Origin of the sequence: Methylobacterium soli (assembly GCF_008806385.1) — a bacterium.
GTDB classification, from domain to species: Bacteria; Pseudomonadota; Alphaproteobacteria; order Rhizobiales; family Beijerinckiaceae; genus Methylobacterium; species Methylobacterium soli.
On sequence record NZ_VZZK01000003.1, the window covers coordinates 43,360 to 68,051 of the forward strand.

Annotated in this window: 29 protein-coding genes and 3 pseudogenes; 14 read left to right on the forward strand and 18 right to left on the reverse strand. The window is 64.7% G+C overall.

The features are described 5' to 3' along the window. Positions 1–455 precede the first annotated feature (455 nt). The 3 genes from F6X53_RS03980 to F6X53_RS03990 all read left to right on the forward strand — a co-directional run bounded on the left by F6X53_RS03980 (position 456) and on the right by F6X53_RS03990 (position 3,534). Positions 456–2,384, forward strand: coding sequence for a PAS domain-containing sensor histidine kinase (locus tag F6X53_RS03980; protein ID WP_150997463.1), 1,929 nt, complete (start codon positions 456–458; stop codon positions 2,382–2,384). Beyond that, positions 2,381–3,040, forward strand: coding sequence for a response regulator transcription factor (locus tag F6X53_RS03985; RefSeq protein ID WP_150997466.1), 660 nt, complete (start codon positions 2,381–2,383; stop codon positions 3,038–3,040). The genes F6X53_RS03980 and F6X53_RS03985 overlap by 4 nt, the downstream gene beginning before the upstream one ends. Positions 3,041–3,150: 110 nt before the next feature. Beyond that, positions 3,151–3,534 carry a response regulator transcription factor gene (locus F6X53_RS03990; protein WP_150997468.1) on the forward strand — a complete coding sequence of 128 codons (384 nt, stop codon included), beginning with the start codon at positions 3,151–3,153 and terminating at the stop codon, positions 3,532–3,534. Between the two features lie 7 nt (positions 3,535–3,541). Here the strand turns inward: F6X53_RS03990 and F6X53_RS33950 are convergent. Both F6X53_RS33950 and F6X53_RS32105 read right to left on the reverse strand, forming a co-directional pair. Continuing rightward, positions 3,542–3,957: pseudogene (locus F6X53_RS33950) on the reverse strand (Ros/MucR family transcriptional regulator). Further along, positions 3,957–4,370 (reverse strand): hypothetical protein, encoded by a 414-nt coding sequence (locus tag F6X53_RS32105; RefSeq protein ID WP_191970700.1) that lies wholly within the window; start codon positions 4,368–4,370, stop codon positions 3,957–3,959. The pseudogene F6X53_RS33950 and the gene F6X53_RS32105 overlap by 1 nt, the downstream one beginning before the upstream one ends. On the opposite strand from F6X53_RS32105, the pseudogene F6X53_RS04000 reads away from it, so the two are divergent. Together F6X53_RS04000 and F6X53_RS32110 are read left to right on the forward strand one after the other, a co-directional pair. Beyond that, positions 4,266–4,882: pseudogene (locus tag F6X53_RS04000) on the forward strand (efflux RND transporter permease subunit); the annotation flags it as partial. The gene F6X53_RS32105 and the pseudogene F6X53_RS04000 sit on opposite strands and share 105 nt — an antisense overlap. 246 nt (positions 4,883–5,128) lie before the next feature. Next, the gene (locus tag F6X53_RS32110) at positions 5,129–5,302 is read left to right on the forward strand and encodes a hypothetical protein (RefSeq protein WP_191970681.1); all 174 of its coding nucleotides are present in this window, start codon (positions 5,129–5,131) and stop codon (positions 5,300–5,302) included. A 60-nt stretch (positions 5,303–5,362) separates the two neighbouring features. On the opposite strand, the gene F6X53_RS04005 is transcribed toward F6X53_RS32110, so the two are convergent. The 6 genes from F6X53_RS04005 to F6X53_RS32115 all read right to left on the reverse strand — a co-directional run bounded on the left by F6X53_RS04005 (position 5,363) and on the right by F6X53_RS32115 (position 11,683). Then, on the reverse strand, positions 5,363–6,112 hold the full coding sequence (locus F6X53_RS04005; RefSeq protein ID WP_150997470.1) for an IS6 family transposase: 750 nt from the start codon (positions 6,110–6,112) through the stop codon (positions 5,363–5,365). A 388-nt stretch (positions 6,113–6,500) separates the two neighbouring features. Then, positions 6,501–7,574, reverse strand: coding sequence for a type III polyketide synthase (locus F6X53_RS04010; protein ID WP_150997472.1), 1,074 nt, complete (start codon positions 7,572–7,574; stop codon positions 6,501–6,503). Continuing rightward, entirely contained in the window at positions 7,571–9,139 is a 1,569-nt protein-coding gene (locus F6X53_RS04015; RefSeq protein WP_150997474.1) for a DHA2 family efflux MFS transporter permease subunit, read from the reverse strand. The genes F6X53_RS04010 and F6X53_RS04015 overlap by 4 nt, the downstream gene beginning before the upstream one ends. A 604-nt stretch (positions 9,140–9,743) precedes the next feature. Then, on the reverse strand, positions 9,744–10,820 hold the full coding sequence (locus tag F6X53_RS04020) for an NAD(P)/FAD-dependent oxidoreductase (RefSeq protein WP_150997476.1): 1,077 nt from the start codon (positions 10,818–10,820) through the stop codon (positions 9,744–9,746). Then, on the reverse strand, positions 10,799–11,491 hold the full coding sequence (locus F6X53_RS04025) for a methyltransferase domain-containing protein (protein ID WP_150997478.1): 693 nt from the start codon (positions 11,489–11,491) through the stop codon (positions 10,799–10,801). Before F6X53_RS04025 ends, F6X53_RS04020 begins: the two co-directional genes overlap by 22 nt. Before the next feature lie 30 nt (positions 11,492–11,521). Continuing rightward, positions 11,522–11,683, reverse strand: coding sequence for a hypothetical protein (locus tag F6X53_RS32115; protein ID WP_191970682.1), 162 nt, complete (start codon positions 11,681–11,683; stop codon positions 11,522–11,524). A gap of 220 nt (positions 11,684–11,903) precedes the next feature. Here F6X53_RS32115 and F6X53_RS04030 point away from each other — a divergent pair. Both F6X53_RS04030 and F6X53_RS32120 read left to right on the forward strand, forming a co-directional pair. Then, positions 11,904–12,416: pseudogene (locus F6X53_RS04030) on the forward strand (IS5 family transposase); the annotation flags it as partial. A gap of 97 nt (positions 12,417–12,513) precedes the next feature. Beyond that, entirely contained in the window at positions 12,514–12,672 is a 159-nt protein-coding gene (locus F6X53_RS32120) for a hypothetical protein (protein WP_191970683.1), read from the forward strand. Here F6X53_RS32120 and F6X53_RS32125 read toward each other — a convergent pair. The 5 genes from F6X53_RS32125 to F6X53_RS04050 all read right to left on the reverse strand — a co-directional run bounded on the left by F6X53_RS32125 (position 12,669) and on the right by F6X53_RS04050 (position 18,031). After that, a complete protein-coding gene (locus F6X53_RS32125; RefSeq protein WP_191970684.1) occupies positions 12,669–12,833 on the reverse strand; it encodes a hypothetical protein in 165 nt (54 codons plus the stop codon). The two genes, F6X53_RS32120 and F6X53_RS32125, sit on opposite strands and share 4 nt — an antisense overlap. A gap of 86 nt (positions 12,834–12,919) precedes the next feature. Then, positions 12,920–14,920: an FUSC family protein gene (locus F6X53_RS04035; protein WP_150997480.1), complete on the reverse strand. Its 2,001-nt coding sequence runs from the start codon at positions 14,918–14,920 to the stop codon at positions 12,920–12,922. After that, a complete protein-coding gene (gene mdtN, locus F6X53_RS04040; protein ID WP_238298125.1) occupies positions 14,901–15,887 on the reverse strand; it encodes a multidrug transporter subunit MdtN in 987 nt (328 codons plus the stop codon). Before mdtN ends, F6X53_RS04035 begins: the two co-directional genes overlap by 20 nt. Before the next feature lie 65 nt (positions 15,888–15,952). Next, positions 15,953–16,234 carry a YtcA family lipoprotein gene (locus tag F6X53_RS04045; protein WP_150997482.1) on the reverse strand — a complete coding sequence of 94 codons (282 nt, stop codon included), beginning with the start codon at positions 16,232–16,234 and terminating at the stop codon, positions 15,953–15,955. An 81-nt stretch (positions 16,235–16,315) separates the two neighbouring features. Beyond that, positions 16,316–18,031, reverse strand: a complete 1,716-nt coding sequence (locus F6X53_RS04050; protein ID WP_150997484.1) for a thiamine pyrophosphate-dependent enzyme — start codon at positions 18,029–18,031, stop codon at positions 16,316–16,318. 510 nt (positions 18,032–18,541) lie between these two features. Here F6X53_RS04050 and F6X53_RS32130 point away from each other — a divergent pair. Beyond that, entirely contained in the window at positions 18,542–18,712 is a 171-nt protein-coding gene (locus tag F6X53_RS32130) for a hypothetical protein (protein WP_191970685.1), read from the forward strand. A gap of 19 nt (positions 18,713–18,731) precedes the next feature. Here F6X53_RS32130 and F6X53_RS32135 read toward each other — a convergent pair whose 3' ends face one another. Together F6X53_RS32135 and F6X53_RS04055 are read right to left on the reverse strand one after the other, a co-directional pair. After that, entirely contained in the window at positions 18,732–18,902 is a 171-nt protein-coding gene (locus F6X53_RS32135) for a hypothetical protein (protein WP_191970686.1), read from the reverse strand. A gap of 118 nt (positions 18,903–19,020) precedes the next feature. Beyond that, positions 19,021–19,733 (reverse strand): IS5 family transposase gene (locus tag F6X53_RS04055; RefSeq protein WP_238298875.1). Its coding sequence is split into 2 segments (ribosomal slippage): positions 19,021–19,442 and positions 19,442–19,733, totalling 714 coding nucleotides; the frame shifts between segments, so codons are not numbered across the junction. Positions 19,734–20,022: 289 nt separating this feature from the next. Here F6X53_RS04055 and F6X53_RS04060 point away from each other — a divergent pair. The 5 genes from F6X53_RS04060 to F6X53_RS04075 are packed head-to-tail and all read left to right on the forward strand — an operon-like array spanning position 20,023 to position 21,915. After that, positions 20,023–20,751 (forward strand): hypothetical protein, encoded by a 729-nt coding sequence (locus F6X53_RS04060; RefSeq protein WP_150997486.1) that lies wholly within the window; start codon positions 20,023–20,025, stop codon positions 20,749–20,751. Position 20,752: 1 nt separating this feature from the next. After that, entirely contained in the window at positions 20,753–20,917 is a 165-nt protein-coding gene (locus F6X53_RS32140) for a hypothetical protein (protein WP_191970687.1), read from the forward strand. A gap of 1 nt (position 20,918) precedes the next feature. Beyond that, on the forward strand, positions 20,919–21,191 hold the full coding sequence (locus tag F6X53_RS04065; protein ID WP_150997488.1) for a hypothetical protein: 273 nt from the start codon (positions 20,919–20,921) through the stop codon (positions 21,189–21,191). Between the two features lies 1 nt (position 21,192). After that, complete coding sequence (locus F6X53_RS04070; protein WP_150997490.1) at positions 21,193–21,459, forward strand: hypothetical protein; 267 nt, start codon at positions 21,193–21,195, stop codon at positions 21,457–21,459. Positions 21,460–21,486: 27 nt separating this feature from the next. Continuing rightward, a complete protein-coding gene (locus tag F6X53_RS04075) occupies positions 21,487–21,915 on the forward strand; it encodes a hypothetical protein (protein WP_150997492.1) in 429 nt (142 codons plus the stop codon). Positions 21,916–22,665: 750 nt separating this feature from the next. On the opposite strand, the gene F6X53_RS04085 is transcribed toward F6X53_RS04075, so the two are convergent. Then, complete coding sequence (locus F6X53_RS04085) at positions 22,666–22,881, reverse strand: hypothetical protein (protein ID WP_150997494.1); 216 nt, start codon at positions 22,879–22,881, stop codon at positions 22,666–22,668. 367 nt (positions 22,882–23,248) lie between these two features. Further along, the gene (locus F6X53_RS04090; RefSeq protein ID WP_150997496.1) at positions 23,249–23,545 is read right to left on the reverse strand and encodes a hypothetical protein; all 297 of its coding nucleotides are present in this window, start codon (positions 23,543–23,545) and stop codon (positions 23,249–23,251) included. 402 nt (positions 23,546–23,947) lie between these two features. Between F6X53_RS04090 and F6X53_RS04095 the strand changes: the two genes are divergently transcribed. Further along, entirely contained in the window at positions 23,948–24,298 is a 351-nt protein-coding gene (locus tag F6X53_RS04095) for a hypothetical protein (RefSeq protein WP_150997497.1), read from the forward strand. Positions 24,299–24,530: 232 nt separating this feature from the next. On the opposite strand, the gene F6X53_RS32145 is transcribed toward F6X53_RS04095, so the two are convergent. Next, positions 24,531–24,680, reverse strand: coding sequence for a hypothetical protein (locus tag F6X53_RS32145; protein ID WP_191970688.1), 150 nt, complete (start codon positions 24,678–24,680; stop codon positions 24,531–24,533). Positions 24,681–24,692 lie beyond the last annotated feature (12 nt).

The window sequence follows — 24,692 nt, forward strand, 5'->3', positions numbered from 1 at the left end:
GTGGACGGTTTCGGCGGCAACCTAGCCGGGTTGATCCTGGCAGTGATCGAGCCTCCCCACGAAGACCAGCCTGTGGTTCTACCGTCCTGGATCGGGCCCGAGGTGACGACTGATGAGCGGTACCGCAACTCCCGCCACGCGGCACAAGCGCTGGTTCCGGTTCTTCTGGCTGCCTGAGGAACGTACTGAGGCTTGTCACGCCGCTGCGGCAGCCTCGTGAGCATCCCTGAACCGCTGGTACATCAGGCGGTACTCTGTAGGGATGTCGCGCATCGAAATCATCCCGACGACCCGAAGCCGTGGTTCCCGTGATAGAATTCTATGACGGCGCGATCTCGGCGGCCTGACAAACTGGTATCCGACCCAACCATTTGAGAGGCTGTGTGTTGCAGGATCCTGTCGCCGGTATGGCTATCGCATGACAGATCCGAATCGGTCTCTCGGAGCGGCCCGTCATGGCAACCTCTGTAGCCCGCGAGATCCACTTCGGCCCCGGCGCTCCCCCCACGGGTCGAATCCCCCTGGGACTCGCCGCCGGTCTTCTGGCGCTCGCGATCTTCGTCGTCGACACGCTGACGCCGCTCGAGGGAGCGGTAGCCGTCCTCTACGTCGTCGTGGTCCTCCTCGCCGCCAAGATCTCCCGACGCGACCTCATGCTCGCATCGGCGGCCAGCGTCGTGCTCACGGCCGCCGCCTATCTCATGTCGCATGGTTGGCACCATGTCGGCTCGCCGACGATCCGGGCGGCGGTGAGCCTCGCGGCCACCGGCATCGTGACCTTCCTCTCCTTGCAGAACCAGCAGGCCTCCGAAAAGCTCCTCGCACAGGCGCAGCTTCTCGACCTATCGCACGACATGATCTTCGTGCGCGATCCCGCCGGCCCGATCACCTTCTGGAGCCGTGGGGCGGAGGAGTGCTACGGATGGACCGGGAGCGAGGCCATCGGGCGCAGGGCGGACGACCTCCTCCGGACCCGCTACCCGTCCGACCGGACGGGAATCGAGGCGGAGCTCCTCTGCAGAGGCTGGTGGGTGGGCGTCGTCCGACAGCGCACCAAGAGCGGATTCGAGATCGTGGTCGAGAGCCGATGGGCGATCCAGCGGGACGAACGAGGCCGTCCCTCCGGCGTCTTGGAGACCCACCGCGACGTCACCGAGCGGGAAGCCTCCCACGCTGCGCTGACGCAAAGCGAGCGGCGCTACAGGCGCATGTTCGATGCGAGCCGTGCCGGCCTGCAGCAGCAGGACTGGTCGCAGGTCCGTTCGGAGTTGCGGAAGCTCGAGCGGAGCGGCGTCCAGGATCTTGCCTCCCATCTCGCCCACGGCACTGAATTTCTCGAGCGGGCTAAAGCGTTGGTGAGGATCGTGGACGTCAACCCCGCGATGCTCGCGATCACGGGCGCCGGCAGCGTCCCGACCTTCCTCGGCTCCCTCAAGGACATCCTGAGCGAGACGGACCAGACGTTCGCCGAATCGGTCCTCGCCTTCGCGCGCGGCGACCGCTTCTTCGAGGGCGAGACGGAAGTGCGGACCGTCGACGGCAGGCGCGTCCCGGTGCTCTTCGGCCTGACCTTCCCAGGCGAGGAGGAGGGCTCGGACGGCGAGGTGCTCGTCTTCGTCGTCGACGTGACCGAGCGCGACAAGGCCCAGAATGCGCTGCTGGCCGCACAGGCGGACCTGGCTCGCGCCGCCCGTGTGGCGACGCTGGGCGAACTGACTGCCTCCATCGCCCATGAGGTGAACCAGCCCCTTGCGGCCATCGTGACCAGCGGCGAGGCCGCGCTGCGCTGGTTGCGCCGGGACGTACCGGATCTCGGCGAAGTCTCGAGCGCGCTGACGCGGACCATAGACGAAGGCAAGCGCGCGAGCGCCATCGTGACCCGTATCCGAACCTTCCTGGCGAAGGGTCAACTCAGTCGCGACAGGCTCAATCCCGCCGAGGTCATCGAGGACGCGGTGCTCCTCGTCGAGCATGAGCTCGCGAAGAATGGCGTGACCGTGCACATGCAGATCGACGCGGATCTGCCCGAGGTTCTGGCCGACCGCGTGCAGTTCCAGCAGGTGCTCGTCAACCTGATGGTGAACGGCGCCCAGGCCATGGCCTCGATACCCGGATCCCGGCGGCTGACGCTCCGGGCGAAGCGGGAGGCGGCCGATCAGGTGGCCTTCGCCGTCCGCGATTCCGGTCACGGGATCGCCGACGACCGTCTCGCGCGTCTGTTCGAGCCCTTCTTCACGACGAAGAACGAGGGCATGGGAATGGGCCTCGCGATCTGCCGCTCCACCGTCGAAGCCCACGGTGGCCGCCTCACGGTTCAGAGCCGACCCGGCGAGGGCGCCACCTTCGCGTTTACGCTTCCCGTCGCAGAAGGGGTCTCACCATGATCCAGCCCGTCGCGCGCGCACCGGCATCTCCGCAACCTGCCACGAAGCCCCTCGTCGTCGTCGTGGAGGACGATGAAGGAGTCCGCGAATCCCTCGGGAGCCTGTTCCGGTCGGTCGATCTGGAGGCGCGGCTCTTCGGCTCGGCCGCGGAACTCCTTGCACAGACCCTTCCGGACACTCCCGGATGTATCGTCCTCGACGTCCGGCTTCCCGGCGTGAGCGGTCTCGACTTTCAAGACCAGTTGGTGCGGCTCGGGATCGGGCTGCCCGTCGTCTTCATGACCGGCCACGGGGACATCCCAATGTCGGTCCGGGCGATGAAGGCTGGCGCGGTCGACTTCCTTCCGAAGCCGTTCCGCGATCAGGACATGCTGGATGCCGTGACGGCAGCCATTGCGCGCGATGCGAAGCGCCGGAGCAAGCAGGGCGCACAGGAGGATCTGAAAGCGCTCTACGCCGCTCTCACCCCTCGCGAACAGGAGATCATGGCCCAGGTTACGGCGGGGCTGATGAACAAGCAGGTCGCGGGCAATCTCGGCCTCAGCGAGATCACGGTGAAGATCCACCGCGGCAACGTCATGCGAAAAATGAAGGCCAAGTCCTTGGCAGAACTCGTGCGACAGGCGCAGACGCTTGGGATTTCATCTCAACAGTAGTCGCTGACAAACCTCCGTATAGTTCCAGGCGCGTCGACCGACCGCTATATAGAACCCGGATGCCACCCCTGCGTTCTCGTTCCGAGAAGCAGTGCGGCGAGGCAAGATCGATGACCGAGGAACCTATGATCGCGATCGTCGACGACGACGAGGCAGTCCGCTCGTCCCTGGCGAGCCTCGTACGCTCGCTCGGCTATCGCGTCCGCACCTATGGGTCGGGGCCGGACTTCCTGCGCGACACCCTCGACAGGGAGCCGGCTTGCATGATCTCAGACATCCAGATGCCGGCCATGACCGGGGACGAGTTACAGGCACGACTTCACTCGGCCGGCCGCCGGTTTCCGATCATCTTCCTGACCGCCTTCCCGACCGAGGCCGTGAAGCGGCGCGTCCTGGATGCCGGGGCTCAGTGCTTCCTGAACAAGCCGCCCGACGGCGACACCATCATCCGCTGCATCGAGGAGGCCCTGAACGGCAGCCGTTCGCTGCATTGAGTCGCCGTCATGCGCCCGACGGCCGGCCGAGGCCGATGGACTTGGCAATCTGCGACCGCGCCTCTCCGTAGGCCGGTGCGACCATCGGGTAGTCGGCCGGCAGGCCGTAGCGCTCCCGGTAGCTGAAGGGACTCAGACCATGCACCGCCAAGTGCCGCTTCAGCGTCTTGTACCGGCCGTCGATGAAGCTGATCAGGGCCTCGGGCGTGACCGAGCGCCGGATCTCCGCCGTGGACAGTACGTCCACTGTCGCCACGGGCGGCTACGGCGGCCTTCGAAGACCATCTAGGGCGCGGTGGACGGTCGCGATCAGATAGGGTAGGCCGGAGAGGCCGGAAGGTGGTTGTTCGCCACGTAGGCTTCGACGATGCACACTGCAACGAAGGTCAGGTTGCGTTCCGGGCTTGTAGACAGGTCAGTCATTATGCCTTCCGGTTCGAGCAGGTGCGCAGCCGAGCTTCGGCATCGTCCATCAGGGCGATCGGCGCGGGTTCCGCTTCCTGCAGGTCGTTGCAGCATACGGTGCCGATGGCTTCGCCGAGCGATCGGTCGTACAGGTCGACCCTCAGTCGGGCGTTCTCCGGCACCTCGTCCGCCGGCAGCGTCTCGGCCAGACGGACGTCGCGGGTCTCGAAGCTGGCTATAATTGCGGTCTCCGACCCGTCCGCCTGCGGTGGGAGAAGGTTCAGCCGCGTGTAGGTTTGGACCAGCGCACGCTGTTGACCTTCCGCTTGCCGTGCTCGCTGGCCAGCAGCTTGCAGGGCAACGCCCAGGCGTTCCAGACCTCGCTCCGCAGTACGCCGGCGCTGATCCTGGCGGCCCTGTTCGCGGTCCACATCATCCTCGGGATGCTCTACGAGAGCACCATCCACCTCCTGGCCATTCTGTCGACGCTGCCCTCGGCCGGGCTCGGCGCGCTCGCCACGCTGATGCTGGTGGGCCGGCCGCTCGACATGGTCGGCATCCTCGGGATCATCCTCCTGATCGGCATCGTGAAGAAGAATGCCATCATGCTGATCGATGTCGCGCTTGAGGGGCAACGTGAACGCGGGCCCTCGGCGGAGGAGGCCGCCAACAAGGCCTGCCTGCTGCGCTTCCGGCCGATCCTGATGACGACGATGTGCGCGCCCTCGGCGGCATCCCCCTGATGCTCGGAACGGGCACCGGGTCGGAGATCCGCCAGCCGCTCGGCTACGCCATCGTCCGCGGGCTCATCGTCTCACAGATCCTGACGCTGTTCACGACGCCCGTCGTCTACATCTACATGGACAAGCTCTCCGGCATCCTGGCGCGCCGGAAGGAGGCCGCAACGCAGCACTCGGGGAGCGCGCAGCCTGCCCGAATCTAGAGATCTGGATGGAGCCGCTCACACTGACGAATGCCGATCATCCATACCCGCGTATAGAGCAATAGCACCCTGATATGGTGCTAAAAATCGATGGTCTGGATAACTTGATCATTGCATGTGATAGGTTACATCGACCGAGACAGACTGTATTCGCGTCCACTCTGCAGTGGGCAAGCGAATTCAAACAACCGCTTCCAAATCGAGCCGCTCGAGCGACACGCCATTGTTCAAGCCAGGAGCATTGCCATGCTGGCTTCATCGCGGGACAAGCCCACCCAGAACGAAGACGATGCCGCGCCGGATCTGACGGCCGCCGTGCATGAACGTCGTCGGCCATGGCCGACTGCCGCGGACCTGCTGCGCATGGATCACGACGAGCGCGTTGCCTGGGAGCGGATCATTGCGGAAGCGCTCTGCTAAAGCGGCGACGAACGGTCCCGGCTGGCGCAGGCCGCAGGACTGGCCCGACCGACCCCGTTCTCAGACTTCGTTAACTGCTGGAAGTCCGAAGTAGACCGCGAGCAGGTGGTTCTGCTCGCGCACAGTCCAGGCGCCGGCAAAGCCGAAGCCCTCGCGTAGACACAGCAGGGCCTCGAAGCCCTGGATGATCCGCCGTGCCGGGTGGAAGCAGCGGAAGCCGCCGATCCTGGGCATGTTCTTCTTGACCCGGAAATGATCGCTCTCGATCCCCTGCTGCAGGTGCTTGGTGACGTAGTGCAGCGGCGTGCGAGCCAGGAGGCCGTCGTTCCTCGCAGTCACGATCGCGGGCGGGTATGTGCTGGCACCATCTGTGCCGATCCGGTCGAGCGCCGACAACGGCTGATCCTCCACCATCTTGCGGAAGAAGCGTTTGGCGGCTTCTAGATCTCGCCGGGCGATCAGCAGAAAGTTGACCGGATTTCCGTGCTTATCGATGGCCCGGTACAGGTAGCGCCACTGCCCGCGGATCTTGATGTATGTCTCGTCGATGCGCACCGATCCGCAGTGCGGCTTGCGGAAGGTGCGCAGCCGGCGCTCGATCGGCGGCGCGTAGGTGAGCACCCAACGGTTGATGGTCGAGTGGTCCACCTCGAGACCACGTTCGAGGAACAGCTCCTCGATGTCGCGGTAGCTGAGCGGGTAGCGCAGGTACTGGGAAACCGCCTGCACGATCAGCGCTGCTTCGAAATGGCGGCCCTTGAAATCGTCCTGAGACCGACGCTTCAGCTTCGCGGCGATGGCGCTCAGGATCGTGGGGCCCTCCGAAATCGGAGGTGCAGGTTCGGCCCGTATGCCTAACGAGCCGTGAACCCTAGAAATTCGCCACAGGCCCTTTGGAACGCCTCTGATGATGGCGACCGGGACCAGCCTCTTTCACCGCCTTAAGGAAAGAAGAGACTAAGATGATCCGAACCCTATCCAGAGAGCCGCCGGCACAGGTGTTTCCGCGAGAACTGGCATGATTGCAGCCTGTAAATCGCCGAGGGGCCTTGGTGCTGACCGACCACGCATGTCGTTACGACGATGAGTTCAAGGGTTGAAACTCGAGGTCATCAATCAAAATCCGAGCAGACCCAGTTTCCTATAAGAAGATAAGGAGTTCTGGCAGAATTTCGCGACGTGCCAGCCTCGTGGTGTCTCACGCAGCTCTTCGGAACAGCATCGCTTCGGCAACAAGGCCCGGCCCGAATGCCATCGCGCACCCCACGCGTCGGCTCGACGGTTGGTCCATAATGGCCTTGAGCACGAACATGACCGTCGCCGAAGACATGTTGCCGTAGCGGCGCAGGATGTCGCGCGAGACCGTCAGCGCATCGGCCGGAAGCTCGAACGCGCGCTCGACCGCATCGAGCACCGTGCGCCCGCCCGGGTGTACGGCCCATGCGCCGATCTCCGACACCCGGTTTCCGGCCAAGAACTCCTCGGAGCGATGGCTCAATTCTTCCTGCACGGCGGCCGGCAACCGACCTGAGAGAACCATGTCGAAGCCGGACTCCCGGATGTGCCAAGTCACGAGCCCGCGCGTATTGGGGGCGAGCAGCGCATGAAAACCGTCGAGCCGCAATCCGATAGGATCGGCCGAGACGATACTGGCGGCGCAGCCGTCCCCGAAGAGGAGGAACGACAGGATCTGTTCGAGGCTGCCAGTCTCTTGGAGGTGAAGCGTGCAGAGCTCGATGTTCAGCACCAAGACTCGGGCCCCCGGTTCCGACCGGACGATATGCCGAGCAACCTTCAGAGCATTGATCGCGGCATAGCAGCCCATGAAGCCGATCATCGTGCGCTCGACCGAGCCCCTGAGCCCACAGCGTTCGATAATGTCGATATCGAGCCCGGGAGCCGAGAAGCCAGTGCAGCAGGACACCACCAGATGCGTGATGCCATCGCGGTCTTCCCCGAGTTCAAGCTTCTCGACCGCCTGCGCGGCGAGCGACGGCGCAAACTTCTCGAACAGGCGCATGCGCTCGGCCGTCGTCGGGAAGTTGCCCGGCTCGTAGATGCCGCCGGCATCGACGGGGCCCTTCTCGGGCTCAAGGCCGGGCTTGAGGCAGGAATAGCGGTGCTCGATCCCGCTGCGCTCGACCATACGGGCCAGGAGGCGCACCTGACGCGGATCATGGGTGAGCCGCGAGCGCGCAAAGCTTAGGAAGGCTGAGTGCACGTCGTGCGGTGGCACCACGGTCTCGATGCGATTGAGATAGGCTTCAGTCATGGTGTTTTCTCCAGAGTTGGCTCGGCACGCCGGCGTACGAGCGGCAAGGCCAGGATCACGACAAGGGTGAGCGTGGCGATGAGGATCCAGGCCTCGTCGATTGCGGCTGCGAGCGCCGCCCTCTCGATCAGCGGCGCGACGAAGGCCCGAGTCGCCGGGTCGGCCGGTTCGCCGGCATGGGCCGCGAAGAGGGCCTGGGGAATTCCGACAGCGCGGGCCGCTTCTCCATCCCCGGAGGCGAGCCGCGCCGCGAGGTCGGTCGCGTGGCCGGAAACGCGCCCATAGATGACGGTGTCGACGAGTGCGAGGCCGATGGCCCCACCGAGGTTGCGCATCAGGTTGAACAACCCGCTCGCGTCCGGAATCTGCTCTGGCGGCAAGTGCCCGAGCGCGAGCCGCGTCGGTGCGAGCAGGCAGAGCATGATGGAGAGGCCGCGGACGATCTGGGGCCAGAACATGCCATCGTAATCCGTAGCGACACTCTGGGTCGCGCTCAGGGCCGAGCCCGTCGCGAACAAGCCGAAGCCGAGAAGGGCGAGAACCGTAGCGTCGAGGCGCCGCTCCAGTGCGACGGCGAGCGGGGCGGTGGCGAGCTGGGTCAATCCCGTGACGAGCATGATTTTGCCGATTTCAAGCGGGCTGTGGCCGCGCACGAACCCGAGGAAGACCGGTATCAGGTAGACGGAGCCGAAGAGGCCGACCCCGCAGGCGAAGCTGAGGGCAGAGCCCACGGCGAAGCGGCGGTCGGCGAGCATTGTGAGCTGGACGACCGGGTGCCGGGCGGCAAGTGTCCGGCGCACAAACAGGACGGCCGTGAGCATGCTCGTCCCGAGACATGACAGTGTAATGGGCGTTACCCAGCCGAGCTCGGGAGCCTCCTTCAAGCCGACCTCCAGACAGGCAAGGGACACGGCCAAGAGCGACAGAGCGGCAAGATCGAGTTCACGGAGCAGGCCGCTCGGCTGGTCCCGCGTCAGTAGCCACACCCCGCCGAGAGCCGAGAGCGTACCGGGCACCACGTTGATCAGAAACAGCCAGTGCCAGGATAACGTCTCGGTGATCCAGCCGCCGACGACGGGGCCAGTGGTCGGGGCCAGGACAGCCAGCACGCCGGCGATGGTCGTCGCGATGCCCTGCCGCTCGTCCGGGAATAAGAGGAAGACGGCTGAGAAGACGGCTGGGATGAGCGTGCCCCCGGAAGCGCCCTGCAGGACGCGCCAGGCTATCAGCGTGGCGAAACTGCCGCTTGCAGCACAGCCGCATGATGCGACCGTGAACACCGAGACGGAAGCCACGAAGAGCCAGCGCATGGTTATGAGGCGCGTGAGTAGTCCCGTGAGCGGGATCAAGAGCACCTCGGGCGTCAGGTAGGCGGTCTGGACCCAGCTCATCTGGTCCGGCGGGATGCCGAGTGCCGACTGGATCGTCGGCAGCGACGTGGCGACGATTTGGATGTCTAGTATCGCGATGAACATGCCGGTGCACATGGTCGCGAAGCCGGCCCATGTCCGTGCTCCCACGACGGGCTCCCTCAGCACAACCCGAGCGACGTAAGCGGATGGCATGCTCGCTCAGTCTCGGCGGTTGCTTCCGTCTCAGAGCAAGGCCCTCTTGCGGAAACACCACCTTGAACGCGCTGCGAAGGCATCTTCAGAACCGAATGATGGGTGCTGACGCCCGCGGTTGGGTGGACGTCTGGCACAACAGCTCGGTCAGTTCGCACGCCGATGAGCATTCGCCGCCCAATGAGGCCGATCAGGCGTACAAGGATTTCAAGAAAGGCGGTATGAGCCCTGGCCATGGCGCGTCCTTACATGGAGTTCAAGTTGGCCGCGGTTCTTCACTCCGAGTGCCCAGCGTCCAATAACCAAGCCACCATGGTCGGCGTGCGTAACGTCTCGCTCATGGCGAATTCTCATTTCTTAGCGGAGCTCCGCAATAAACGGCTCACGCATGTTGACTATTCTCCAATTTGTGCATTCGCTGCGGCTGCAAGGTAGTGCTTGATATTGCACGTCAGTTTTATACCAACATGACATGCGAGCAGATTCAACTTCCATTTGATAAGGTGTCGGGACGTTGCGTGACCGAGCCGAGTTGAATGTTGACATACAGTTTCCATAAAGTAACAAGGCTGTCCCGGGTCTCGCGTTGCGGAACATAGTAGGATCAGACACGCGTCAGCCTCGCGGCTAAACTCGCGAGCGAAGGCGCGATGGCAACGGCCCCTACCAGTAAGCTTGCCGTTGCGGGGATTTCAGCTGCGCGCCAAAGAAGGTGGGCAGGCGTGATTGGCCCCCACAGCCTGCGGGAGAAAGTCCGCTGAAAGTTTCCCGCCGGCTCTCCGCGTGCGATGGCATCGGCGGCCGCCTGGCCGCTCAGGATGGCAACCGCGATGCCTTCTCCCGCCAGTGAAGGAATGACGCCAGCTTGGTCACCGACGCGGTATAGATCGGGATCTCCGGCCTGTGCCCGCCAGCCATAGGGGACATTGGCGATGGCCTGGGCCGGGCTGACGATAGCGCCCGCCAAGCGGATGGCGAGCGCGGGCGACTCCTCCGCAAGAGCCGCGAGAAGCTGCTCGGGCCGACCCTCGGCTTCGGAGAATCGGCTCCGGCGAACCGCGAGGCAGAGATTGGCACTGCCGTCCTCCTGCATCACTAGCCCGGCGTAGCCGCCGCGGAACAAGTGCAACTCGATCCTGCCCGAAGTGAGCCTCGCCAAGGTCGCGCTCCCCCTGAGCCGCCAGCGCAGTCCGAGCGCTGTGTCACCGCTGGGGTGGGGACGGACGGCGCCGCGGAGCTCGTGCTTTCCAGTGGCCAGGATCAAGCACGAAGCCGCGATCTCGCCGCCATCTCCGAGCCGAACGCGACCTTGTTCCAGTGCTCGTGCGCTGACCCCACGCTCGACCCTCGCGCCGGCCGCACTGGCGCACGTGAGCAGCGCGGCATCGAGTGTGCGGCGGGAGAGGGCGGCGGCAAGTGCGGGGAGTCGGGCCGTGGCACTGGAATGGCCCGAGAACAGGGCCAGCGTTTCCACGGGACGCGCACCCAGCGCGAGAGGATCGACACCCAGTTCCCTCAGCCGCCGGATCGTCGTCCAGCTCAGGAAGCCGCCACACAATGCATCGCTCGTTTCGATATTGCGCTCGATCAGCAGCGGTTTCAGGCCGGCGCGAGCGAGATTGACTGCCGCCGCCGCGCCCGCGGGCCCGCCGCCTATGATTAGCGGAGCCGTTCGACACATAGCCGGAACGGGACGACGCGGAAAACGTGGGCCTCGACGACGCCGGCCTCGGCGAGGATCGGCGGCCACTCTGCCGGACGGTAAGAGCGCGCAATCGACAGCGTGCCGTCCTCGCGCACAATGCGGTGCCACCGCATCGCTCGAGCGAGCAGCGGGAAACCGACATGGGGCAGCGGGTGGCGGAGAAGATCGTTCACCAGCCATCCGGTCCGCGCTTCCGCCTCCATGAAGCGGAGGAAGGCGACGAGCTCCACATGGGTCATGTGATGCGCCACCAGGCTGGAGACGATCACATCCCAGCCTTCTCCGGCCAGGGCGGCGTAGGAGCCAGTGCGATAGTCAATGCGCAGCGTCCGGTCGGTCGCGGCGCCAGCCACCGAGGCCGAGCGAGAGTTGAGGTCGATGCCGACCAACTCGGTCGCAAGCCCGCGCCGCTCCGCCCAGCGCGCGATCCGGCGCAGCATGTCGCCATGCCCGAAGCCGACGTCGAGCAGCTTGAGCCGCCCGCCGCGCGAGACGGCGCGGTCGAGGAAGGCGAGAGTTGGGCGCGCCGCCATCGTCCAGCGATTGACGTGGGCGAGATCGGCCAGCAGTGCCGCATAGTCGGCGTCCGGCAGCTCGGCTGCGTCCATCTGCTCCTCAGCGAGCGCGCGTGCGGCGAGGCGGGTCATGCTGGCACCACGTGAGGGTCGACCTGCCGGCTAATGGATCGCATCCTTGCAGCTCCGGAAAATGCCACCGGCGAGCCCGTGGGTCTCGACCGCGACCCAGTGCCCCTGCGGGTCCCGCCCGACGATGAAGCGGGATTGGTGCTCGACCGGCACCTCGGACAGGATCGCGGCGGGCTGAATGGTAAGCGACATGGACTTGCAGGGGCTCGCACGATCTATTCACGGGACCGCAGGCGTAATCTGGCCCATGGCGTGTAAAGGATCGAGCTAGACGCCGCAGCAATTGTATAAGTGTCCCATGAACAAATCGCCAAAAGAGAGGCTCAGACCCCGTTTCATAACGGCGTGCGAAGCGTGAGCGGCGGGTGTTGCAGGCGTTGGGGGAGTGTCTGACGCTCGCCCCAGATCACCGATGTGGACGCCCGCCGCCCACGCCGAGCTCGCGCGCGAGAGCCTGCCCTACGCAACCTCCCTGACCGATGCCGAGTGGGCGGTGGTCAAGCCTCTGCTGCCGGGTACCGCCGCGACCGGCCGTCCGTGGCGCTGGCCGACGCGCTCGCTGCTCGACGGCGTCCTGTCCGTCCTGCGCACTGGCTGCGCCTGGCGGCATCTGCCGCTGGACGTCGCGCCCTGGGGAACCGTGCATCGCTGGTTCCTGCGCCTGTCGCAGGCGGGCGTGTTCGAGCGCCTCGCCCACGCCCTCACGATGGCCGACCGCGAGCGCGTCGGGCGCGAAGCCAGCCCGATCGGCGGCATCCTCGATGCGCAAGCCGCGCGCTCGGGCGGGGCAGGGGTCGTAGGCGAACGCCGTTACGATCCGGCCCGGCGCATCGTCGGACGCAAGCGTCACGCGCTCACCGACACGGACGGCCGCCTGCTCGTGGCCGCCGTCTCTCCGGCCAACCTGCACGACAATGATAGGGGCTTTCATGCGGATTTGCTTTCCATCTCACGGTTGAAGATGGGCACGAATTGAGGTTGGGAACACCTGTGAGAACTGCCAGCAACCTGCCGAGGGCCGCATGATCGCCTGGACCCGCTACGTGCTGCAAGCCATGCGCCCGGCCGACGAGGCGCTCGGCTGGGTGCTGTCGGACGACATGGCTGGGACGCCGCACGGCCACTACGCCGTCCTGATGCTCTGGGCTGACGAAGGTGGACCCGTCGGGCCCGGCGCTTAGGGCGCGGGCATCGGCAGCGGTCCCGGGACAGACGCCTCCTGAACGGCAGTCGCTGCGCTGGCTGCGCGGTGCACGACCGTCGCGTTGATGGCGATGGCCCAGGCCGCGACACACAAGAGCACAAGAACAAGGATCACAATTTGGTCCACGATCTCGTCCATGCGAGTGCGCTTTTAGACGACCATCAGGCGCGCTTCGCGACGCGTCTTCGGGAGCGCAGAGGAAGGACCGGCCAACGAAAGCGCCGTTACGACGGCGCCTGGTCCGCTCTCTCGCTTCGATTACGGATGGAGACGTCAGCCATCCACTCCAGGCTTGCGAGCGACGCTTCGACGACGGCATGCATCACGTGGGCTTCGGCTAGGTCCGCCTTGGGTGTGGTGACGGAGCTCTCGGCCTGCTCGGAAGAGGCTGACGGGGCATTGAAGGTGTCCGCAATCCGACTCAGCCGACCCGGAATGCTGCCGAGCGTACCCGGGTCCTGGTCTGCGTAAATCAGCACAGGTGCGTGCAGGACCGAGATCGCGTGAGCGACGCCCCGGCGCCGTCTAAGCCAGGCTTGTTCAGCGCGGATCGAGGAGGGCTCGTAGCGACTGAGCTTGAGGTCTTGTTCAAGGGCGGTGAGCGCCGTCCGCACATCCGCGGCAATTGCCCAGCGCTGAGACCGGCTTTCAGCAGCGGCTAGAGCTGCGAGCTTGCCGAGAACAGCCGCGATTGCAGGATCGAGACGGGCGGCAATGCTGACACGAGGCGCAAGGGTGAAGACAATCAGGATGACAAGATTGCCGAATAGGATGCCGATGAGCCGATCGCGGGCTGTCACCATGTCGAAGGAGGGTCCGGCACCCTGCACCACGCTCAGGAAGAACGCGAAGGCGAGTTGGAAACCAATATAGGCGATGCGCGGGCTGCCCGCCGCGACCCATCCCGAGGTGATCGCGGCGACGAAGATGACGGCCATGAGGGCGCCAATCGATGTGACGTCGGGCATGAGGAAGACTATAGTCGCTAGTCCCGCCACGGCGCCGATCAGACAGCCCAGGAAGCGGAGCGTCGCTTTCTCAATCGTCTCCGCCATCGTGCCGAGACCCACGATGTAGCAAGTGATCAGGCAAGTATGAATGCCGGGCCAGTCGAGCAGCGAATACACGACGTAGCAGAACATCGCCGCTACCGTCGTCTTTAGAGCGTATTGTACATGGATCGGGTTCTCAAAGGCGTCGGGAAGGAAGAAGCCGTCAGCAGATTTGACCGCCGCCGACGCTTCGGCTGATGGCTGAGCGAAAGCAGTTAACGCGCTGCGCAGCTCCGAAAACGCGATCGCGGCGACCGGCGTCAATTGAGCCTCGCTACCGCACGCCTCGAGGGTGACGTCGACCGGGTAGGCGCCCATTCGCATGATGGCGGCCATGTCGCCGATGGTCTGAGCGGCACGGTCCGCCAGGGAATTCGGAAGTATCGGCTCCGGATCTCTCGTGAGGAAATCTATCACCGACAGGATGATGAGCGTGGATTGGGACGCTTGCCACAGCGACGCGGTGTCGAGCGGAGAGGAGGTCTTCTCCACACCCACCATCTTGAGCCAAGCCGAGATCTCGCCCGTCCCCTCCCCAAGGCATTCGGCGAAGGCTTGACGGGTGCTGAGATCCGGATCGCGGAGCATCGCCGCTGCAAGCAGTAACCGACGCGCCAAGGCCTGCTCCACTAGTCTGCGTGGCGCAGGCCCAAGAACGAGGTTAAAAACAATTGACACGCCTGCCGGGATGCCGACGAAGAGCCAAGCATAGAGGAGTGACCGTGTCGTGTCGTCACCACCGTGCGCGGTCCCGAGGAGATCGAGAGCGTAGCCGATGATCAGAGCGACGATCCCGGCAATCGGTTTCAGCTTGCTGGCTGAGGCTGCGAACAGGAAGATGAACGACACGACCGTCATGGCGGTCAACCGCCAGAACGGGTGGTCGATCACCGCGATGGTGATGACCAAGACGATGCTGATGACCACGGTAAGGATCACGGTCATCGCGAGGCTCACGACGATGCTCGTCGCGCGGTCGGGCTTGATCAAGAAGAAAGCGACATAGGCCGCGAGCGCGGGCTCCGGCGTCTGATAAATCTCCGCAACAAGCGTGCTGAGGGCGCAGATCAGCCCCAGTCGCGCGGCGAATTCCAGCCGTCCAGGAAAGGGCGCGAGCAAGGGCAGCAACTCGCGAAGAGCCGAGCGCAGCCGTTCACTTGCAAGCTGGGCCATGCTTCACCTCCACGACGGCACTCGCGCCAAGCCTCATCAGCGGCTGAGGCGGGTCGTCGAGGCGGATGCGGACAGGGAAGCGCTGCGCGACCCTTACCCAGTTGAGCGAGCGCTCGACGTAAGGGAGGGAGCGAGGGAGGTTGACCCGGTCCGTGTCGAGCACACCCGAGCCAATACCCTGGACGTGACCCTTTATAGGCTGCTGTCGGTCAATCATCGAGAAGGCCGTGACGCAATCTCCGACCGTTACGAACTGGAGATCGGTCTCGCGAAAGTTCCCGACTGCGAACCATTCGGTGTCGTTGATCAACGTGAACAGGCTCTGGGAAGGTGCGACGATTTCTCCTGCGAGGACAGTGAGGCCGACGACGCGTCCGGCATGCGTGGCCCGGACGGTCGTGTCAGCCAGCGACCGTTCGGCGCTGGCGAGCGCGGCTTTGCGGGCCTGGACCGTCGCTTTAGCGCCTTCGTCGGTATCGATCGCCTCGACTGCGGCCGCCTGCTGCTCGCGGGCCTGTCGAAGAGATGTCTCGGCGTCGCGTCGGACTGTCTCGGCGTCGTCAAATCGCTGGATCGAAAGGTATCCTTTCTCTGCGAGTGAACGAAGCCGCGCAACGGTACGTTCGGCTAGGTCGACATTGCTCTGCGCGCGGGTGACCTGCTCGGCGGCAACGGTCGCGGTTGAACGTTGGGTCGAGAGTACCCGCTCCTGCGTCGCGAGCGCAGCCTCTGCGAACGCGAGGTCAGCTCGAGCGCGATCGACTGCGAGGCGGTAGGGGACCGGGTCGATCTGAAAGAGCAGATCGCCCTCGGCGACACGAGCGTTCTCGACGACTGGGATCTTGACGATGCGCCCGCCGACCGTCGCGGCCACATGGACGACATCGGCGTCGATGGTCGCATCGTCCGTGGTCGGGGTCAGTGCGGCGCAATGCCAGCCGTACCACCCGAGGACGATCGTCGCCACAATAAGCGCAACCGAGACCAGATGCGCCCACGCGGGTCTCCGTGGTGTGCCAGCGGCCTTCATGGTCAAGCTGCAAACCAGAGGAGCCACGCCAGCAGTGCAAACCCTACGCCTATCGCCGCGCAGACGAAAAGCTGGTTCGGTAAGACTACGGCAAGGCCCGAGGCAACGAAGATAGCTCGGGCGCCGATCGCGACCGCGATGCCGATCAGCGCGAAGAGCATCCAGGCTGGGAAAAAAGCTCCGACCAGCGTGAAGGATGGGGCGCCGCGGTCGCTGCATCCGCTCAGCGCGCTAAAGAGCAGCGGCACCAACAGGCTGCGTTCGACGAGCCCCGAGCGTCGCATGGTTGCCTCCTGAAGCAGGTCCGTTATTCCTAGGAAGCTCAGGGCGGTGTGGGCCCGCGCGGCCGTCACCGCCTGGTTCGATCAGACGTTCTCGACAACCATCTCCCAGACGTCGTGGCCCTTCCCGTGCAGGATGGCCTTCGCACTGTAGACAGCCATGCCGATCACCGCTTCCGGCGCCACAAAGGTCGCGGGCGGCGACACGAGTTGCATGGGCGTCACCTTCACGTGAAGCAGAGCCGGTCCGGGCTGCGTGAGCCAAGCCTTCACCGCATCCTCGATCTCGCCAGCCTTGGAGATGCTGTGTCCCCACAGACCCATCGATTTCGCGACCTCCCCAAAATTCGGGTTCTTGAGGTCGGTGAACACGGGTACGAGGCCGGCCGCCTTCTGCTCGATATCGACGAAGCCGAGCTTGCCGTTGTCGTAGACGACGATCTTGACCGGCAGGTTTTCCTGCACCGTGGTAAGGAGATCGCCGAGCAACATCGCGAGCCCGCCGTCGCCGGAGAGCGAGATCACCTGCCTTCCAGGTTGGCATTTCTGCAAGCCGAGCGCGGACGGCATCCCGCCCGCCATCGTGCCGTGCAGGAGGCTCGCGAAGGTCCGGCGCTTGCCGCCCGTGTCGATGTGGCGAGCCATCCAGACGGCCGGTGTTCCATCATCCGCCGTAAACAGCGCGTCGTCGGCAGCGCACTGGTTTATGACCTTGGTGAGGTAGGTGCCGGAGATTGCGGATTCGGGCCCTGACGGCATCTCAGCCTTCGCCTTCACCTCGTCCTCCCGGAAGCGCTCCGTGAACTGCGCCAGAAACTCGCCGTCCTCATGTTGCTCCAGCCGCGGCAGCAGTGCTTCCAGGCTCGCCTTGATCCCACCAACCGCGCCGATCGTCACCGGATGACGCCGGCCGATATGGGTCGGGTCGAGGTCGATCTGCAGGATCTTGGCCTTGTTCGGATAGAACTGGCTCCAGGCGAAGTCCGCGCCTAGCAGAAGCAAGACATCGCAATCGAGAACGGCGCGATACCCGGCCGCCCCGCCGATCATACCGGTCATGCCGACGTTGTAGGGGTTGTCATATTCCAGGAAATCCTTGCCGCGCGAGGTGTGCGCCATCGGCGCCTTAAGCTGCGCCGCGGTCGCGATCACCTCATCGTGCGCGCCTTCGCAGCCGGCCCCCGCGTAGATCGTGATGCGGTTGCTCCCGTTGAGGATGGCCGCCATTTCGTCGAGTTCCGCGTCGCACGGGCGAACCAGCGGCATCTCCGCATGGACGGCATAGGGCGCCTCGGCATGTGCGACGGCATTGGCGACATCCGCCGGTACAATGAGCACGGCAACAGCGCGCTTCGTTAGGGCGGCCTGGCATGCGGCAACCGTCTTCTTGCGAGCCTGCTCCGGCGTCATGATCGTCTCGCAATAGACGCTGCATCCACCAAAGACGTCGTTGAAGTCGATCTCCTGGATTGATTCGAAGCCCATGTCCTGCCGCACGATCTGAGTGGCGAGCAGAAGGACCGGAGCCCGGTTGCGGTTCGCCTCGTAGAGGCCGTTGATGAAGTGCAGGCTGCCCGGACCACAGGTCCCGGCGCAGGCCGTCAATCGGCCCATCAGCGACGCTTCGGCCGCTGCCGCGAATGCGCCGGCCTCCTCGTGACGCATGTGAACCCAATCGATAGAGCTCCGGTCGATCGACTGGGCAATGCGGTTCATCGTATCGCCCACGATGCCGTAGCAGGTCGCAACGCCAGCTGCCTCTATGGTCTCGACCACCACATCTGCCACTCTCTTGCTCATGACCGAATCTCCTGGAATCGCCTGGGCCTGTAATCTGACGACATATTTCCCAGTCGCGGCCGTTTTGGATATTAAACACAGTATTGCCCATGAGCAGTCTTTGGTGTGGCTGCCATATACCCAGGTATGAGCCGCGATGATGCGAGCTTTCGGCAGTTGCACCGGATCCCGAAAGGCCGACAGCCGCCCGCATTTCGGCGAGCAGCTGGTCAAGCTCTTCTTCGGGCGACGAGGGGCAGCGGGGGCGCCACTTCGTGACCTACACCCCGAGGGCTGCGTGATCGCGTGGAAGTCTAGAACAGGGGAGAAGTGAGCGCCCCGGATCTCACCAAATACCCGTGGATGGTCGCAAAACCAATTATAAGGACGGCTCCTGCGACGAGAAACGGCAGTACAATTTCTTTAAGTAAGTGTTTCATGCGGATTTACTTTCCATCTCACGGTTGAAGATGGGCACGAATTGAGGTTGGGAACACCTGTGAGAACTGCCAGCAACCTGCCGAGGGCCGCATGATCGCCTGGACCCGCTACGTGCTGCAAGCCATGCGCCCGGCCGACGAGGCGCTCGGCTGGGTGCTGTCGGACGACATGGCTGGGACGCCGCACGGCCACTACGCCGTCCTGATGCTCTGGGCTGACGACGGCGAACCCGTTGAGCCTTCGAAAGAGGCCCACCCATGATCCTCGGGCTCACCAGCGATTAGGGTCCTGGCATCGACATCGGCAGCGGCGCGGAGGCGAGCGTTGTGTGCGAGTTGGGCGCTACGTGGGTTGCGCGGTGAACAATCTCCGAATCGATGGCGATGGCCGCGGCCGGAACGAACAGCGCTACCAGAAGCCGCAGCATCACCTCTGTCAGAGCGGTTTTCATGCGGATCGCCTCCGTCTAGTCCAAGGAGAGCCCGCGTGAGGCTCAGGGGCGGGCGCTGTGTTGGCAGCGCGGTGCACGACCGTCGCGTTGATCGCGATGGGCTAGGGCTTGTTGAGATTCAACGTGAGTTGATGACGGCGGCACAGAGATAGATCAGAGCAGCAAAGCTCTGATCAGTCTTGTCGGCGCGCATGGCGATGCGCTTGAACTCTTTCAGCTTACCAAAGAAGTTCTCAACAAGGTGACGCCATGTGTAGAGATCGCGATCAATCTCGCGTGGCTCACGACGCTTGGGATGTTGAGAGATGACGACGGCGGCGCCGCGCTCATCCATCGCCTGGATGATCCAGTTGGCATCAAACACCTTGTCCGCAATCAGAGCTCCGAAGGTGACCCCCTCGATGAGGGGCGCGACCCCGATCGTATCGTGACGCTGACCCGGCAGGAGACTGAAGCGCACCAGATTGCCCAGCGCATCGGTCAAGGCCACGATCTTGGTGGTCCAGCCGCCCCGAGATTGGCCGATGGCCTGGCTTTCAGTCCCCCTTTTGCGCCTTGCCCATGGCGATGAACCTTGACAATCGTACCGTCCACCATCGCGCATTCCAGGTCCGGCTCGTCCGACACCGCCGCAAAGATCCTGGCAAAGACGTCCGCCTTCACCCACTCGCGGTAGCGCTTGAACACCGTGTTCCACTTGCCGAAGGTCGACGGCAGATCACGCCAGGGGCTGCTTGTCCGAGCAATCCACAGCACCGCCTCCGGAAACAACCGCCCATCCATTCCGGTCCGGCCCGGATCGGTCGGCTTGCCCAGGCAGTGCGGCTCCATTTTCGCCTATTGGGCGTCCGTCAGAACAAAGCGGTCCATGCCAAACTCCTTGCGGAGTTTGAATCATGCTGCCACCCAGAGCGAAACCCTGAACCTCAACAAGCCCTAGACCGCGACACACAACGGCACGAGGGTAAGGAACACGATCCGGTCCACGATCTCGTACATGCGGGTGCGCCTTCAGTGAGCCCTCGGGACTCCCCCGTGGCCGGCTGCTCTCCCGTCCCAGGTGAGCGCAGGCAAGCCTAACCGCTACCTGTGAACATTCACACTCCAGAGGGAGCGCGTCATGATTATCGGGCTCGCCGGCGCGGCCGGCGCGGGCACGTCCACCGCCGCCTACCTCGTGGAGCGCCTGGGCTACGCGCGCTGCCGGTTCTCGACGCCGCTCAAGGACATGCTGCGCGCCTTCTACCGCGCCTGCGGCCTACCCGAGACCGAGATCGAGCGGCGGATCGAGGGCGACCTCAAAGGCGTACCGGACCCGCTGCTCGGCGGGCACACACCCCGCGAGGGCATGATCGGGCTGGGCTACGATTGGGGCCGCGAGCGCATGCACCCGCTGATCTGGACGAGCGCGTGGCGGGGCAGCGCCCAGGCAGCGCTCGCCAGCGGCGCCCCGGGCGTACTGGCCGAGGACGTGCGCAACCCCGAGGAAGTGACCGAGATCCACGCGCTCGGCGGAGTCGTGGTCCGCATCCGGCGTCCCGACCTCGTCGTCGGAAGCCACGCCTTGGAGGCGCAGGACTTCCGTGTGGACGCGACCATCTGGAACGACGGGCCGGTCGCCCTCCTGGGCGCCCGCCTGGAAGGAATGCTGGGCCGCTACGAGCGCCGCAGCGGCGCGGCCCGAGACACCCACCAGCGCCCAACGGCGCCGACGCGATTGGCCCCTCCCCCGTGGAGGGGGCCATTTTTCGTGTCTGCTACGGCCCTGCCCTGTCAGATCTTCCAGGCTGACGAAATAACCGCGCCTAACCATGTCCCAGGTATCACTCCAACTGCGGAGAACTCCTGACATGAAGAAGTTTGCTTTCACATCAGCCGCCTTGATCGCAGCGATCTGCCTTGCACCCTTCTCGGCCTACGCGAGCCGCGCCATCGAGGCCGCGCGGGCTGAGAACAGCGGCGATCGCCCCCTGACCGGCAAGGTGCCGCTCTGCCACGACAGCGAGGACTACTGACATGAAGAAGAACATGACCACGATCCGCGCCGCAGCCGCGCTTGCCCTCGTTCTTGGGTTCTCCGGGACGGCTCTGGCCCGCGGCGGAGACGGGCTCGATCCCTGGGCCGCATCTGAGGGCAACGACCGCACGGGCGGGGTGGACAGCGGCCCCTACGGTTCGTCCCGCTACAACACCTACCTCCAGGCTTATGGCACCAACGGACCCAATGCTCCGTTCCGGCCTCTAGAGGGCGGGCGGGTTCATCACGCCCGCTCCGGTGAGGGGCCCTGACATGAAGACGCTCACTCGCACGTCGGGTGCCCTGATTGCAGCCCTCGCGGTGGCTTCGGCAGCGACCGTCCCGGCATTCGCTCAGAGCAGCAACCTCAACAGCATCAACAACTCGCTGGCTGACCAAGGAGAGATGCGCTCCCTCCAACAGCAGGAGACCACCGATTTCAATCAGTCTCTCATGCAGTCTGAGAGAAACAGGATGTACCAGCAGCCCACCCAGAACGACTATTATTTGCTTCCGCACATGCATGCGACTCGTCGCTAGCAGAGCATATACTTCGGAGTTCCTGACATGAACAAGATCACTCTAGCGGCGGCCGCCCTGATGGCCGCGCTCTCTCTTGCGCCCATCTCAGCGTTTGCACGCGGCGGCGGGGGTGGAGGTGGAGGTTTCGGCGGGGGCGGTCATGGCGGCGGCTTTGGTGGGGGTGGCGGCTTCCACGGCCGCGGCTTCGGGGGCGGTGGCTTCGGGGGTCTCGGCATGGGCGGCGGAGCGATGGCCGGACGCGGGGCCATGGCTGGCGGGTACGCGGGCGGAATGCGGGGTGCGGGCGTGCACAGCGGAACCGTCTCCAGACACGGTTTCGTCGGTCGCCATTACGCTGGCCGCCGTCACGTGGGCCGTCGCCGCTATGCGAACGCTTGCGCCCTTGGGTACGCCTACGGCCCCTACGGCACGACTGTCCCGCCCTACTGCGGCAACTACGGCTACCCCTACTGACGCTCTGATCGGGGCCGTTCTCGTCGGCTTCGCAGGCCCCCTCCCCCGTGGGGGGCCTTTTTGCGCGTTTGGGGGCACCTGTGGTACGGTCGGCATCAGCGCCCTAACTTCTCCGCATGGCGACCGACCCGACCATTGGCGAGCTGTTCAAGCAGCCCCTCGTGCTGGATGCGGACGTGCGCGGGGCTGTGGACGCCTTCACGGACGAGGCCGAGACGGGTGTGTTCCCGGTGGGCGAGGGCTACGGCCTAGACCTGGGCGCCGCGGTGAATGCCCACGGGCCAGCCCGGAAAGTCGTGGCCGACCCCAACGCCTCCGACACCTTTAAGCGCACGATGGTGCGAACCGCGATCCTGCTGGCGCGACCGATCGAAGGGTTAGGCGGTGCGCGCGATCGGCAAAGGGTCCACCCGTCCCGCGCCACCTCCGTAACCCGCGGCGGGGCTACGACGAGGAAGACCGTGAGTGTGAGCCGGCGACCGTCGCCAATGCGCAGGCGAACGGCGCCCGTAGGCTGTTCGCCCGGTGCGCCTGCAACCACGAGGCGAAGCTGTCCTTCAACCGACTGGACCCGAGCTGGTACCTGCCCGACGTGGCGCTGCGGCTGCGGTGCACGGCCTGCGGCGGCAAGCGGATCGAGACGTACCCGGATTAGAGGGGGATGGGGCCGTAGAGGCGGCAAAACAGGCCGGGGCACCCTCCCCCGGCCACCGGCCCGCCCGCCCCGGTGTTTCCAACACCTTGTAAGGCTCATGTCAGATAGGCGCGGATCCAGTTCGGCGGGAGCAGGTCGCCTTCCTCAGTTATGATCCAGGGCTGCTTCGAGTGGTCAGAGAGGACGCCGGCGGCGGCTATAATCGCCTCGCGCAGGCTGTTGAACCGCTCGGGCTGCACCAGCAGCGAATTCACCCGCCCCAGACTCCAGATAGCGAGATCGGCAGGGCGTTCGAGAGCTTCGATCTCCATCTTTAAATTCGCCCTCTGGAAACGGGGGATGCACTTGAATTGCGCTGAGCAAGAATGCGGTCTAATTCAACAAAAACTTGGCGCTTTACGAGCAGATCACTCGAGCGTTTCACGACATCCGCCCACAGTCACTTGTTCAGATCCTGAGTGTCACACCGAATCGCGGTGAGAACTCTGAAGCAGCCCACGTTGCCGAGCGCCCGGTTGAATTGACTTTCTGACCGGAGGAACCTTCGGCGTCCCTGCTAGGGCTGGGGGCTGAGGGACTAGCAGGGACGCCGGGTCGGGGTGTGAAGTGTCAGGAGACAGGCCCCACCTTTGTTCTCTGTCTACGACGACCCGGAACCGGCGAAAATTGGATGCTCGTTTAGTCGACCCATACGTTCGGATAGCTGAACCGGGGACCAAATGGGCTCTGCTGCCCCTGGAGCGGCCGGCCCGAATGATCCTCGTGCACGGCCTTGTGCAGGCGGAGAAGCCGCTTCAAGTTCGCAGACTGCTGTGCGGTGAGCCTATAGGGCTCGCCGCACGTCATGCCGTACGCGCACAGAAGCGTCGTGATCGCCTCCTCCATCGCGAGGCGGTAGTCGCGGAGCTGCCACTTTGGGAACGCCAGAATGCGGCAGTTGTCGTCGTGCTTCACGCGGTGGATGTCGCTCATCATGGCCGGGCGCTGCGCTTCTTGGACATCAGGGCGGCCAGGACGAACCCAAACGAACAGCTCAAGGAGCCGGCCGTGAAGATCAGAAGGGTCTCGGTGGTCATAACACTGCCCCACGATTGCATCTGCGTGCCCTGCAAGGATCACAGGAGCCCGGGATGAAAGGCTCAAAGGATGAGGGGATCAAGAAAGCGTCCTTGCTAGGACTGGGGGGCGGAAGAACTAGAAAGGACACCGGGGGCGAGGGTGCGTGCAGGGAAGACCCCGCCCTTCCCCTAGACATGGCTGGCTGCGGTTCTGTTGACTGCCTGGGAGATCTGACAGGCTGTCGCCCGGTAAAGCCTGCACGATCTCTTGAGCTGGGCTCAGGTCATTGCGCCACTGCCGCCCGAGCGAGTACTTGCCATGAGAACGCCCCTACGGACCCTCCTTCTCGTCTCCGTCACGGTCGCGGCGTCGGTGCCGTCGTTGGCCGAGGCGGCAACGGCGATGCCGCAGTTCGATACCCAGCAGATCTGCCGGACCACGGCGAACCTCGGCTACACCGACGAGCAGGACTACAAGAGCTGCGTGGCCGACGAGGTCGGCGCAAAGAAGCAGCTCGCCAGCAAGTGGACGAGCTTCCCAGCCGACGCGAGGTTCCGGTGCAGTGCGGAGGCCCAGATCGGGGGCGATCCGAGCTACGTGGAACTCGCCACCTGCCTCGATCTCGATCGGGACGCGTCGGACACCTTCAGGGGTCCCCAGGTCCGGTGACGGTCTCGCTCCACGGGCTCTCTCAATGAGCCCCGGCTCTGCCCGGGCTTTCTCGATGGAGCTGAGGAGCCGCCGGTCCGCGTCGCGGGCCGGGTGCGTCGAGACGATGGCGAGCAGCAGGAGAATGCCGGCGGTCACTGAGACCGGGATGACGAGCAGAGCGAAAATCATGTCGAGCCGGTTCATGTCATGGCTCCTCGGCATGCTCGATGAATCGGCTTCGGCTCTTGCCCTATTCAGACAGGCTATCAATCACCGCCTGCGCCGCCCGCAGCATGTCGTCCTGGGTGGACGCTGGGCCGAGCACGCAGACCTCCATCCGGTCGAAGTCCAGCCCCAGCTCCAGTGCGATCGCTCGGGCGACCCGTTCCTTAGGTGTCATGGCGTCCTCGTG